At 55.9% G+C, this 12,962-nt stretch carries 12 protein-coding genes; 9 read left to right on the forward strand and 3 right to left on the reverse strand.

Annotated elements, in window-relative coordinates; genetic code table 11:
* Window position 1: 1 nt before the first annotated feature.
* The 7 genes from MUG09_RS05425 to ilvB are packed head-to-tail and all read left to right on the forward strand — an operon-like array spanning window position 2 to window position 9,439.
* Window positions 2-1,615: a 2-isopropylmalate synthase gene (locus MUG09_RS05425; protein WP_244774242.1), complete on the forward strand. Its 1,614-nt coding sequence runs from the start codon at window positions 2-4 to the stop codon at window positions 1,613-1,615.
* Entirely contained in the window at window positions 1,608-3,200 is a 1,593-nt protein-coding gene (cimA, locus tag MUG09_RS05430) for a citramalate synthase (RefSeq protein WP_244774244.1), read from the forward strand. Before MUG09_RS05425 ends, cimA begins: the two co-directional genes overlap by 8 nt.
* 19 nt (window positions 3,201-3,219) lie before the next feature.
* Complete coding sequence (gene leuC, locus MUG09_RS05435; protein WP_244774247.1) at window positions 3,220-4,488, forward strand: 3-isopropylmalate dehydratase large subunit; 1,269 nt, start codon at window positions 3,220-3,222, stop codon at window positions 4,486-4,488.
* A gap of 1 nt (window position 4,489) precedes the next feature.
* Window positions 4,490-4,987: a 3-isopropylmalate dehydratase small subunit gene (gene leuD, locus MUG09_RS05440; protein WP_244774249.1), complete on the forward strand. Its 498-nt coding sequence runs from the start codon at window positions 4,490-4,492 to the stop codon at window positions 4,985-4,987.
* Window positions 4,984-6,042, forward strand: a complete 1,059-nt coding sequence (gene leuB / locus MUG09_RS05445) for a 3-isopropylmalate dehydrogenase (RefSeq protein ID WP_244774252.1) — start codon at window positions 4,984-4,986, stop codon at window positions 6,040-6,042. Before leuD ends, leuB begins: the two co-directional genes overlap by 4 nt.
* A gap of 16 nt (window positions 6,043-6,058) precedes the next feature.
* Complete coding sequence (gene ilvD / locus MUG09_RS05450; RefSeq protein ID WP_244774254.1) at window positions 6,059-7,744, forward strand: dihydroxy-acid dehydratase; 1,686 nt, start codon at window positions 6,059-6,061, stop codon at window positions 7,742-7,744.
* 12 nt (window positions 7,745-7,756) lie between these two features.
* On the forward strand, window positions 7,757-9,439 hold the full coding sequence (gene ilvB / locus MUG09_RS05455; protein ID WP_244774258.1) for a biosynthetic-type acetolactate synthase large subunit: 1,683 nt from the start codon (window positions 7,757-7,759) through the stop codon (window positions 9,437-9,439).
* Here the strand turns inward: ilvB and MUG09_RS05460 are convergent.
* Window positions 9,370-9,645, reverse strand: a complete 276-nt coding sequence (locus tag MUG09_RS05460) for a helix-turn-helix domain-containing protein (protein ID WP_244774260.1) — start codon at window positions 9,643-9,645, stop codon at window positions 9,370-9,372. The genes ilvB and MUG09_RS05460 overlap by 70 nt on opposite strands.
* 243 nt (window positions 9,646-9,888) lie before the next feature.
* Here MUG09_RS05460 and MUG09_RS05465 point away from each other — a divergent pair, with 243 nt between their 5' ends.
* Both MUG09_RS05465 and MUG09_RS05470 read left to right on the forward strand, forming a co-directional pair.
* The gene (locus MUG09_RS05465) at window positions 9,889-10,359 is read left to right on the forward strand and encodes a rubredoxin-like domain-containing protein (RefSeq protein WP_244774262.1); all 471 of its coding nucleotides are present in this window, start codon (window positions 9,889-9,891) and stop codon (window positions 10,357-10,359) included.
* A complete protein-coding gene (locus MUG09_RS05470) occupies window positions 10,359-10,844 on the forward strand; it encodes a 4Fe-4S dicluster domain-containing protein (protein ID WP_244774264.1) in 486 nt (161 codons plus the stop codon). Before MUG09_RS05465 ends, MUG09_RS05470 begins: the two co-directional genes overlap by 1 nt.
* An 18-nt stretch (window positions 10,845-10,862) precedes the next feature.
* On the opposite strand, the gene MUG09_RS05475 is transcribed toward MUG09_RS05470, so the two are convergent.
* Window positions 10,863-12,086, reverse strand: coding sequence for an MFS transporter (locus tag MUG09_RS05475; protein ID WP_244774267.1), 1,224 nt, complete (start codon window positions 12,084-12,086; stop codon window positions 10,863-10,865).
* Entirely contained in the window at window positions 12,083-12,889 is an 807-nt protein-coding gene (locus MUG09_RS05480) for a Cof-type HAD-IIB family hydrolase (protein WP_244774269.1), read from the reverse strand. Before MUG09_RS05480 ends, MUG09_RS05475 begins: the two co-directional genes overlap by 4 nt.
* Window positions 12,890-12,962 lie beyond the last annotated feature (73 nt).

Genomic DNA, 12,962 nt, shown 5'->3' on the forward strand with positions numbered 1-12,962 from the left:
TATGGAAAAAGACAGAATCTACATCTTCGATACCACACTCAGAGACGGCGAACAGGCTCCTGGCTACAGCATGAACCTTGATGAGAAAATTCGCATGGCACTCCAGCTTGAGGCTCTAGGTGTGGATATCCTGGAAGCAGGATTTGCCATAGCGTCCCCCGGCGACTTTGCCAGCGTACAGGCGATCAGCAGGGAGCTGAAACACACCGTGGTCGCCTCTCTTTCCCGCGCTTTGGAGAAGGATATCGATGCCGCCTGGGAAGCTGTCAAGCTCGCCAAACGGCCCAGGATCCATACCTTTTTGGCCACCAGCGACCTGCATCTGCAGTATAAGCTGAAGATGAGCCGAGAGGACGCCCTTGCAAAAGCCAAGGCCATGGTATCGTATGCACGCAACCTTAATGACGACGTGGAGTTCTCCCTTGAGGACGCCACCCGCACCGACCTCGACTATCTGTGCAAGGTGGTGGAGGAGGTGATCAAGGCCGGAGCGAAGGTGGTCAACCTGCCCGATACGGTCGGCTATGCCACCCCCGATGACATGACCAGAATGGTCGGGACGGTGATGAACAGGGTGCCGAACATCGACAAGGCGATCATCGCCGTGCACTGCCACAACGATCTTGGTCTGGCGGTCGCCAACAGTCTCGCCGGGCTGAAAGCCGGAGCAAGGCAGGCCGAGTGCACCGTATGCGGAATCGGCGAACGGGCCGGCAATGCCGCGCTCGAAGAGTTGATCATGGGCATCCGCACACGAAGCGACGAGTATCCCTTCTCTTACAATGTGAAGACAGAAGAGATCATCCGCTCATCGCGCCTGTTGACCCAGATCACCGGTGTCAAACCGAATCCCTCGAAAGCCATCGTCGGTGCGAATGCCTTCGCCCATGAGAGCGGCATCCACCAGCACGGCATGATGGCCAACAGCCTCACCTATGAGATCATGACTCCTGAAAGCGTGGGAGTGATGAACACCAGCCTGGTGCTCGGCAAGCACAGCGGCCAGCACGCTTTTGAGAAGCGTCTTGCCGATCTGGGCTATACCCTCGGCAAGGAAGAGGCGAAAAATCTCTTTGCCGAATTCAAGAACCTCGCCGACCGCAAGAAGACCATCACCGACCGCGACCTCATCGCCTTGGTGGAGAATGCAAGCCAGAGCTCACCGGTCATCTGGGAGCTGGAGAGTTTTGTGGTCAACAGCGGCAATATGATGACCAGCACCGCCTGTGTCACGCTTCGAAAGGGTGAGAAGAAATTCCAGGAAGTGGCATGCGGCACCGGACCGGTGTATGCATCACTGAGGGCGGTGGAGAAAATCATCCGCCATCCTTTCAGCCTTGAGGATTACAGCCTGCAGGCTGTAACCGAACATCGCGATGCATTGGGCGAGGTCTTTGTGAAAATCAGCGACGGCCATGGCATCTATCGGGGAAGGGGGGTGAGCACCGACGTCATTGAAGCATCCATTCTGTCCTGCCTTGCAGCGGTGAACCGCATGCTGGATGAGACTGTTGCTGGACAGACGGGGAGCCTCAAGCCGACCACTCCTCCGAATTTCGACAACGACATGCTCAGCACTCACTCCGACAAGAAAAAGGAGAGAGGCGATGCGTAAGATAGCACTGTTTGACTCCACCCTGCGCGATGGCAGCCAGGCCGAGGGCATCAGCTTCTCCGTCGAGGATAAGCTCAAGATCGTCCAGGCCCTGGATACGCTGGGGGTCAGTTTCATCGAGGCTGGGAATCCCGGCTCGAATCCAAAGGATCTGGAATTTTTCTTCCGCTCCAAGGATTTGTCCTTGCAGCACGCCAAACTGGTTGCCTTCGGTTCTACCCGCCGAAGAAATACCAAAGCCGAGGACGATCCGAACCTGAAGAGCCTGGTTCATGCAGGCACCTCCTGTGTCGCCATCTTCGGCAAGAGCTGGGACTTCCATGTGACGGACATCATCCGCACCACACTCGAGGAGAACCTTGCGATGATCGAGGATTCAATCCGCTTCATCACCGAGAGCGGGTCCGAGGTTTTCTTCGATGCGGAGCATTACTTTGACGGCTATGTCGCTAACAAGGAGTATGCCCTCGCTTCCCTGAGGGCGGCCCTTGCAGGAGGAGCCACCACCTTGGTGTTGTGCGAGACCCGGGGGGGCATGATCCCCTCCGAAGTGAAGCGAATCACCCAGGAAACCATTGCCCTGTTCCCGAATGTCGATTTCGGCATCCACACCCACGATGATGCAGGCTGTGCTGTTGCATCGTCCATCGCCGCAGTAGAGGCGGGCGTGGTGCAGGTTCAGGGAACACTGCTGGGTTTCGGCGAGCGCTGCGGCAATGCAAACCTCGCCTCCATTGCCGGCATCCTGGGAACCAAGCTTGGCTGCGACTGTCTCTGCGGTGAAAGCCTTGAGCGGCTTACCGGCATCTGCCGCCGGGTTGCCGAGGTCGCCAATGTGCGAATTTCCGGCAATGCCCCGTTCATCGGCAAGAGCGCCTTCGCTCACAAGGGCGGCATGCATATCGACGGGGTGCAGAAGAATCCGCACTCCTTCGAGCATATCGATCCGATGGTCGTCGGCAATGAACGCAGGCTCTTGATGAGCGAGGTGGCGGGCCGTGCCCTGATGCTCAAGCGTATTGCAAGAATTGCCCCGAACCTGGACAAGGACGATCCGGTGACCGTCAGCCTGATGGATGAGCTGAAGCGTCTTGAAGCCGAGGGGTATCAGTTCGAGGGGGCGGAGAGCTCTTTTGACTTGGTGATCAGGCGGCATTTGAAGATGTATCGCCCCTATTTTACACTGGTGCACTACCAGACCATCGGCAGCAGCCCTTACGCCGACCCACAGAGCGGTGCAACCCACGCTGCGGTGGTGAAGGTAAAAGTCAAAGGGGAGAGTGCCATTACCGCCGCCGAGGGCGAAGGCCCTGTCAACGCACTCGACCGTGCCCTGCGCAAGGTGCTGGAGCAGTTCTATCCGACCCTTACGAGCGTACATCTGACCGACTACAAGGTGCGGGTGCTCGACTCAGCCGGGGCTACGGCTTCCAAGGTCAGGGTTCTCATAGAATCGACTGATGGAAAGGAGAGCTGGTCCACCATCGGGGTGAGCAAGGACATCATCGAGGCAAGCTGGTTTGCCCTCAGTGATAGTATAGAATACAAATTAATCGCAGACGGCGTTGAGCCGTCGGGCGAATGAGAGTAAGGAGAGTTCCCCTATGGGTATGACAATGACGCAGAAGATCCTGGCCCACCATGCCAATCTGGAGTCTGTACGTGCAGGCCAGTTGATCATGGCGAACCTGGACATGGTGCTTGGCAACGATATTACGGCTCCGGTGGCCATCAATGAGTTCCCGAAGTTCGGCAAGCAGACCGTATTCGACAAGGATAAGGTGGCTTTGGTTCCAGACCATTTCTCCCCGAACAAGGACATCAAGGCAGCCGAGCAGTGCAAATGCCTGCGCACTTTTGCCAACGACCATGAGATCACCAACTACTTCGACGTCGGGCAGATGGGCATCGAGCATGCCCTGCTCCCTGAGAAAGGCTTGGTTGGAGCCGGAGACCTCGTCATCGGAGCTGACAGCCACACTTGTACCTATGGAGCCCTTGGAGCTTTCTCCACCGGTGTCGGCTCGACGGATATGGCATGCGGCATGGCGACCGGCCAGGCTTGGTTCAAGGTTCCCTCCGCCCTGAAGTTCAATCTGAGCGGCAAGTTCTCCCCTTACGTATCGGGTAAGGACTTGATCCTGCACATCATCGGCATGATTGGTGTGGACGGGGCTCTGTATCAGAGCATGGAGTTTACAGGCGAAGGTGTTGCCAACTTGACCATCGACGACCGCTTCACTGTTGCCAACATGGCCATCGAAGCCGGTGCAAAGAATGGGATTTTCCCGGTGGACGAGGTCACCCTTGCTTATTTGAAGGAGCACTGCCCCAAAGATCCGGTGATCTACGAAGCCGATGCCGACGCACCCTATGAGGCGGTCTATGACATCGACCTTTCCACCATCAAGAGTACGGTCAGCTTTCCCCACCTTCCTTCGAACACCAGAACCATCGACGAGGTGGGCGAGGTGAGGATCGACCAGGTGGTCATCGGCTCATGCACCAACGGGCATATCAGCGACCTCAGGCAGGCCGCCGAGATTCTGAAAGGAAAGAAGATTGCCAAGCATGTGCGCGCCCTCATTTTCCCCGCCACCCAGAAAATCTGGAAGCAGGCTATGCATGAAGGGCTCTTCGACATTTTCGTGGACAGCGGCTGTGCCGTTTCCACTCCCACCTGCGGACCCTGCCTTGGTGGACATATGGGCATTCTGGCAGCGGGTGAGCGGGCGGTGAGCACCACCAACCGCAACTTCGTGGGAAGAATGGGACACGTGAAGAGTGAAGTCTATCTGGCAAGCCCTGCGGTGGCCGCCGCCAGCGCGATCGCCGGGTACATCGCCGACCCGAACAAGGTTATGGAGGCATAAGATGCAGGTACAAGGAACTGTTTTCAGATACGGGGACAATGTCGACACCGATGTCATCATCCCCGCCAGATATCTCAATACTTCGAATCACAAGGAACTTGCCCAGCACTGCATGGAGGATCTCGACCAGAACTTCATCAAGCAGGTGAAGAAGGGCGACATCATGGTGGCCGACAGGAACTTCGGGTGCGGCTCCAGCCGCGAGCACGCCCCGATCGCCATCAAGGAGAGCGGCATCAGCTGCGTCATCGCCCGCACCTTCGCCCGAATTTTCTACCGCAACGCGATCAACATCGGTCTTCCCATCCTGGAGTGTCCCGAAGCGTGCGACGCCATCAAGGCCGGCGATGTGGTTTCGGTGGATTTTTCTACAGGAACGATTACCAATGTGACCACCGGTTCGGTGTTCCATAGTGAGCCTTTCCCTCCGTTCATGCAGGACCTCATTGCAAACGGCGGTCTGGCCGGTTACATCGCCAACAGGGGGAAGCGGGCATGAAAAAGCATATAGCGGTGGTAAGCGGTGACGGAATCGGGCCGGATATCGTCCGGGAGGCCTTGAAGGTCCTCTTTGCCGTAGGAGCCAAATTCGGCCATACCTTCACCACGTCCTCCTATCTTGCAGGTGGAGCCGCACTCGATGCAGTGGGCATTCCTCTGCCCGAGGAGACGTTGGATGGGTGCAGAAACAGTGACAGCGTACTGCTTGGTGCCGTAGGCGGGCCGAAGTGGGACACTCTTGCAAGCAACCTCAGACCGGAGAAGGCGCTGCTGGGGCTGCGCGGCGGCTTGGGGTTGTTCTGCAACCTGCGTCCTGCAATCCTGTACAAGCAACTGAGTGATGCATGCCCTCTGAAAGCTGAGATCATCGGCGAGGGACTGGATTTGATGGTGGTGCGCGAACTTACCGGAGGCATCTACTTCGGTGAACGCGGCCGAACCGATGACGCCGCCTTCGACACCATGGCCTATACGGTCGGTGAAATCGAACGCATCGTGCGCAAGGCTTTCGAGATAGCACAGAAGCGTTCCAAGCGCCTTTGCAGTGTGGACAAGGCAAACATCCTCAATACCAGCCAGCTGTGGCGCGAGGTTGTGAAGCGGGTCCAGGGTGACTATCCCGATGTCGAGGTGAGCCACCTCTATGTGGACAACGCTGCAATGCAGCTTGTGCGCAATCCCAGGCAGTTCGATGTGATCGTGACCGAGAACATGTTCGGTGACATTCTCAGCGATGAGGCGAGCCAGATCACCGGCTCGATCGGTATGCTTCCCTCGGCCTCCTTGAGAGAGGACAGCTATGGCATGTATGAGCCGATTCACGGCAGTGCACCCGATATCGCAGGAAAGGACCTTGCCAACCCCATTGCCACCATTTTGTCGGTGGCGATGATGCTTCGGTACAGTTTCGGCCTGCAAGCCGAGGCTGATTGCATCGAGAGTGCTGTCTCAAAGGTGCTGGATAACGGCTATCGTACCGCCGACATCCATACACCGGGTATGAAGAAAATTGGTACGAACGATATGGGTTCGTTGATCGCCCAGTCCCTGTAAACGGGGGAGGAAGAGGATGGACAATACAAAGCAGCGTTCAGCACAGATGACCGAGGGAGCCCAAAGAAGCCCCCACCGGTCGTTGATGAAGGCCTTGGGATGGACCGACAGGGAAATCCATATGCCGATCATCGGCATCGTAAACGGGGCGAATGACATCATTCCCGGCCACATTCATCTCAACAGGATTGTGGAGGCGGTCAAGGCAGGGGTGCGTCAGGCAGGGGGGAACCCCGTCTCGTTCCCTGTCATCGGTGTCTGTGACGGCATAGCGATGGGGCATACAGGCATGAAGTACTCGCTTGCAAGCCGCGAGGTCATCGCCGACTCCATCGAGATCATGGCAACCGCCCATCCGTTCGATGCTTTGGTGTTCGTTCCCAACTGTGACAAGATCGTACCCGGTATGCTGATGGCTGCAGCCCGGATCAACATTCCCTCGATCTTTATCTCCGGCGGTCCTATGCTCGCCGGAAAAATTCCCGGCGATAGCAGCTGCGGCACCAGTCTTTCGGTGATGTTCGAGAAGGTAGGCACCCATGCAGCAGGCCTGCTCAGTGATGAACAGCTGCTCGCCTATGAGGACAATGCATGCCCCACCTGTGGTTCTTGCAGCGGTATGTTTACCGCAAACAGCATGAACTGCCTGACCGAGGCCATCGGAATGGGGCTTCCCGGCAATGGGACGGTCCCCGCTGTATACAGCGCCCGTGACCGGTTGGCCAAGGAGGCGGGGTATCAAGTCATGGAACTGCTGAAGAACAATGTTCGTCCGCTTGATATTATGACAGAAAAGGCGTTTGCCAATGCCCTGGCGGTAGATATGGCCCTCGGGTGCAGCACCAACACGATGCTTCACCTGCCAGCCATCGCCCATGAGGCGGGTGTGGACCTGGATATCTTCATGGCCAATGACATCAGCGCCAAGGTTCCGAATCTCTGCCATCTCGCCCCTGCAGGCGAACATCACATCGAGGATCTCTATGCAGCCGGAGGTGTGCTTGCCGTAATGCATGAGCTTGGCAAGGCCGGTCTGCTAGATCCTTCGCTTCCCACCGTCAGCGGCAAGAGCATCGGTGAGTTGTATGAACAGGCACACGTGTATGACCACGAGGTGATTCGTCCAATCGAGCAGCCGTTCTCCCCCATGGGAGGCATTGCCGTTCTGAGAGGAAACCTGGCACCCGACGGGGCCGTGGTCAAGCGCAGCGCCGTGGATGGGAAAATGCTGGTGCATGAAGGTCCCGCCAGGGTCTTCGAAAGTGAAGAGGCCTCGATCGAGGCGATTTTCAGCGGGAGGATCAAGGCCGGCGATGTCATCGTCATCCGCTATGAAGGTCCCAAGGGAGGGCCCGGCATGCGTGAGATGCTCAGCCCGACCAGTGCAATCGCCGGCATGGGCTTGGACAAGGATGTAGCCCTGCTCACCGATGGCCGGTTCAGCGGAGCCACCCGCGGAGCTTCCATAGGCCATGTAAGCCCGGAAGCCGCTGAAGGCGGTCCGATAGGATTGGTTGAGGAAGGAGACAGGATCAGGATAGACATTCACAAGGGAACGTTGGATGTGTTGGTTGATGAACAAGTGCTCGCCGAGCGCAGAAAGCATTGGGTCTGCAAGGAGAGTGAAATCCAGACCGGATACTTGGCCCGGTATGCCAAGCAGGTCAGCAGTGCGTCAACCGGAGCGATTTTCAGAACATAAGGAGTACCTACCATGCAGATGACAGGAGCCCAGATCATCATCGAGTGTTTGGTTGAACAGGGAGTGGATACCGTGTTTGGTTTTCCCGGCGGAGCCGTGCTTCCCCTCTACGATGCCCTCTTCCAGAACCAGAGGCGTATACGCCATATTTTGACGAGTCATGAGCAAGGTGCCAGCCATGCAGCCGATGGGTATGCCCGCAGTACCGGAAAGGTCGGTGTGTGCATTGCAACCAGCGGGCCGGGAGCAACCAATTTGGTGACCGGCATTGCAACCGCCTACATGGACAGCGTCCCTATGGTGGCGATTACCGGAAACGTGACCACCCAGCTGTTGGGCAAGGACAGCTTCCAGGAAGTTGATATCACCGGCATCACCATGCCGATCACCAAGCACAACTTCATCGTCAAGGATGTTGCAGACCTGGCAAAGACGATACGCAGGGCCTTCCAGATCGCCCAGGAGGGTCGCCCTGGTCCGGTCTTGATCGATGTCCCCAAGGATATTACGGTTCATACCGCTGACTTTGTCCCCGAGGTTCCCCGGAAACTTGCTCCCAGAACTGAACGACTCAGTGAGAAGAGCATGGAAACAGCCCTCGATTTGATCCAGCATGCACAAAGGCCGATGTGCTATGTCGGTGGTGGAGTCATCAGGGCGAAAGCCAGTGACGATTTGACACAATTCTTGGAGAACATAGACAGCCCTGCCTGTACTTCGTTGATGGGGTGTGGAGCGGTGAACTCCTACAGCCCACGCTTCACGGGTCTGGTGGGTATGCACGGGACGAAAGTCTCGAATATGTGTGTCTCCGCCTGCGACCTCTTGGTGGTAATCGGGGCACGCTTCAGCGACCGTGTGGTCAGCAAGGCCAGTGCCTTCGCGAAGAATGCAAAGATCATCCACATCGATGTCGACCCGGCGGAAATCGACAAGAACATCAAGACCTACTGTCATGTGGTCGGCGACTTGAAGGTTGTGCTGGAGGAGCTGAACAAGCGTATTGCAAAGCCGATGGTCCACAAGGAATGGATGGATCAGGTAGCTGAATTCAAGAAGCGGTATCCCATCCGTGTGGACAGCGAGAGTGCACGCAGCAAGGAGATTCTGAAAGCACTGCAATCGGTTCTGCCTCCCAACTTCTTCGTGGTCACCGAAGTCGGTCAACATCAGATGTGGGCCGCCCAATTTCTCAAGCATGTGCAACCCGGTCACTTCCTTACCAGTGGAGGCCTCGGCACGATGGGGTATGGGACAGGGGCTTCAATAGGGGCGCAGGTGGGTAATCCTGAAAGCCGGGTGGTCAATGTAGCGGGGGATGGGTCGTTCAGAATGAATTGCAATGAGCTTGCGACCATCGCTCGCTACCGTCTGCCGGTGATCATCCTCTTGATGAACAACCACACTCTGGGTATGGTCAGACAGTGGCAGACGCTGTTCTTCGACAAGCACTACAGTGAAACCACCTTGGATACCGACATCGATTGGGTGACCCTTGCCTCGGCCTTCGGCGTCAAGGGCATGCGTATTCGGAGGGAGGACGACCCCAAGCCGATTCTCCAGGCCGCTTTGGAACTGGGAGAGGCTGTGGTCATCGACTGTGAGATCCCTGTGGATGACAAGGTCTATCCGATGGTTGCCCCCGGGGCCTCCATCGAGGATATGCTCGGCGTACAGGAAGTGGATGAATATTGATACAGATAGTGCATGAAATCGAGTAGTGAGACCGAGAGGGCTGCACAGATGCTCTGCATCGTCGGCAGCCTTGGAGTCCTTTTTCCCGATTCAATGTAATAGAGCTGGCTTCGCGAGAGGTCGGCTTTTTCTATGAGCTCTTCCTGGGTCATGTTTTGTGCAAGTCTTAGGGCCTTTATGGCTTGTCCAATCGGTAACTGTTCCATGCACATAGTCTGAAACCAAAAAAAAGTGAATGTCTGATATTTGTCAATTTAGTCGCTGTTGGTAAAGGATGTTTACTCAAGGAAAGGGCCATGCAACAGATGCTCCATGATTAGATCTCGATTGAGCAATCAGTTAGCCAAGTATCGCTTAAAGCATGCAATCAGTGAATTCGGGTATGAAATTTCCACATTCCCGTCATCCAATGCTATACTGGGTGCAGTACTGAATGAAGGAGGTCACTAATGGAAGATGCCATGAGAGAACTTTCGGCCCAAGAGTTGGGTGCCTTATGCTCCAACCTGCAGAAAGCTTGTTCCAAGCAGATGAGGAGTGAAGAGGCTGCCTTGTTCGGCGAGCTTGCGTCCTTTTACGATCAGAGGCGGGAGGCCTTGCCCAAGGCTGAATATCGAATGCTGTTGCAGCTAATCAATGATGATTTGGGTCGAGCCTACGCCGAGGCGAACGAACAAGCTTCAGCTGTAAAGGATCGTGGAGCCCTCAGGGCTTTGGTTTGGGGTGAAAAGGTCACCAAGCTGCTGAAGAGCTTGTTGGTCCGCTATGAGAAACAGCAAGCCGGCCTTCTGGAGAATACCAAGGTCTGGGTGTGTGAAATCTGCGGTTTTGTCTATGTTGGTGAACAACCTCCCGAGATTTGCCCCATCTGCAAGGTCCCGAGCTTTAAAATCCACGCTGTTCAGAAGGAGGCCGTCTGATGCATGCTGCAAGAAATATAGCACTCTGTACCAAGGATTGTGTCTGTCTGTTCATCTGCCCCACCGGTGCTACCGATACAGAGAACGGCCAAATCGACTTCTCCAAGTGTATTGACGGATGCCGCCTGTGTGTGGATGCCTGCCCCAGCCATGCCCTCTATCTGGTTCCCGGCACCTATCCTCAACCCCAGCCTAAGACGGAGCCTGTGAAGACAGCCCTGCTGGATCTCGCCAAGAGCAAGGCGGACCAGATGGCCCTTGCCGATCAGTTGGCCCAAGAGAGTGAAGACCCTGTCTTCCGTCAACTCTGCAAGACTGTCGCCATGAGCAATAGAATTCTGGCAGAGGATTGCTATCGGGAAGCAGGGTACATCCTACCCCAAAGCAATGCAGTACGACAGTTGCTCAAAGAGCTTGTACAGAAGCATGAAGGAGATGACGCTTTTCCCAGGGATGCTGTTGAGGCCTTGCTGGCCAAGCTGTAGGCAATACCCCCGAAGCGTTCAGTTTCGGGGTTTTTTTTCTGTCAGGTAGAGGATGAAAATTCCCAGTGAACCTATCAAGGCGCCGAGTCCTGTGGAAATCCACAGCAGGTTCATCGAGTGCGCCTCGATGATCGAGCCTCCGATGATCGGGGCCACCGCATGCCCTGTTCCCATAATGATGGGGAGAATCGCAGAGAAACGCGACCTGTGACTGATCGGGGTGTTGTTTGCAACGTAGAAGTGCTCGTTGGTGGCGTTGATGATCTCCCCGGTGGTAAAGATGACCGTCAGGGCAAGGAATGCAATCGGGCTGACGGCAAACGCGAAAAGAGAGAAGCCTACGGCATACAAGAGCCCGCTTGCTGTAATATTTGCGAGAGGGTGGAAACGCCTGAGCTTGGAGACGATGATTGGATTGCCCAGGACCACCACAATTCCGTTGAGGGCCATCATTCTCCCATACAATGCCGCTCCATCCTGGCCGAACAGCTTGGTGGTCAACAGGGGGAGGGCGAAGAGGGTTTGGCTGTAGGCGTAGCTGAAGAAGGTGACCGAGAGTGCGAAGAACAGCAGCCGGGGGCGGGTGAACAAAGCCTTGAGTATGCCCCCTTCCTCGCCCTTCTCCGTGGTCTTCCACCGTTTGCTCTCCTCGATGGTCTCCTTGGATGGCTTGCTCTCCTTGATTTTAATCATCACCAAGAGAGTGGCGAAGGCTCCTGCGATGGCATTGCCGAAGAATATCCAGCTTGGGTAGGTGTAGAAAAGGTAGCCGGCGATGACCGGACCGATGGCAAAGCCGACGTTGTGGCCGAGATAAATCAGACTGAACGAGACTTGGCGGTTTTCCATGGTGGTGAGGTCGGTTTTCATCGCTTCCCGTGCCGGGTCGACCATGCCGTCAAAGAAGAGGGCCAGCAGGACCAGGTAGGGGATTATCGGTTTTCCTTCAAAAAAGCCGGCCAGCACGAAGCAGAGATCCATCATCAGTTGGAAGATTACCAATACTGGTTTCCGTCCGATGGTATCGGCGAGCTTGCTGCCGATCATGGAGCCGGGGACGTACAGTATGGATGCAAAGGTCATGTAGGTGCCGGCCTGAAGGGCGGTGTAACCAAGACGTCGGGTGAGATAAAGCGCCAAAAATGGATAGACGAAAATGCCCACTGCATTGATGACGGTGGAGAAAAAGAGTACGTAGATGGGCTGGGGGAGACCGCGATAGATACTCAGGCTCGATTTCATAGGACTGCCTCTATGGCAAGCGCCAGCCCATCCTCATTATTGCTTCTTGTCACTGCGATGGCATGATCTTTCACTGCCTGGGGTGCATTGCCCATCGCCACCGAGTAGCCGCTTGCACGGAACATTCCGATGTCGTTGTAGAAATCACCGACGGCCATGACCGTACTCGCATCGATGGAGTACGCGTTGCACAACGACCGAACGGCATGGCCCTTGTCGACTCCCCTTGCCAGAATCTCGATATACTTCGGCGACGAGTTGAGGATGTTCAGTGAAGAACCAAAGGCCTGCTGCAACCCAGGCTGGACGCTTGCTACATAGGCAGGGTCGTGGTGCATGCACAGTACCTTGAAAGGCCTCTCCCCCGGATGAAATGCACAAGATAGTTCGCTGAAAGGAACAATTCGCCCTTCAGTCCGGGAAGCCTCGACTTCTATATCGTACCAAGGGCTTCTCGCTTTGGTGTACCAGCTTTCATTGGTGAAGACAAAGGCCTCCAGCTCGGTATGACGGACAGCTTCCAATACTTCGAGGGCCTGCTCAAGTCGAATCGGGTGTGCTTCCAGTTCATTGCCGTCCTCATCGAGGGCCAATGAGCCGTTGAAACAACCCAACGGCCCTTGGATGCCGATTTCTTGCTGCAGGATGGCAAGGCTTGAGGCGATGCGTCCACTGACCAGGGCGACGATGATGCCTTTGCGTCGGGCTCTCCTCAAAGTCTCCTTGGTGCGCTCGGTGATCTGATGCCGGCTGTCCAGCAGGGTACCATCGATATCGGTACAGATGAGTTTGCATTCAAACATGCAAGCATAGTAGTACAAGCTCCAAAGCTTGTACAGCCGGCCGATGTTGGTATTTAGCAGTAACAGCTTGAGT

Source organism: Sphaerochaeta associata (genome assembly GCF_022869165.1).
Classification (GTDB): Bacteria; Spirochaetota; Spirochaetia; order Sphaerochaetales; family Sphaerochaetaceae; genus Sphaerochaeta; species Sphaerochaeta associata.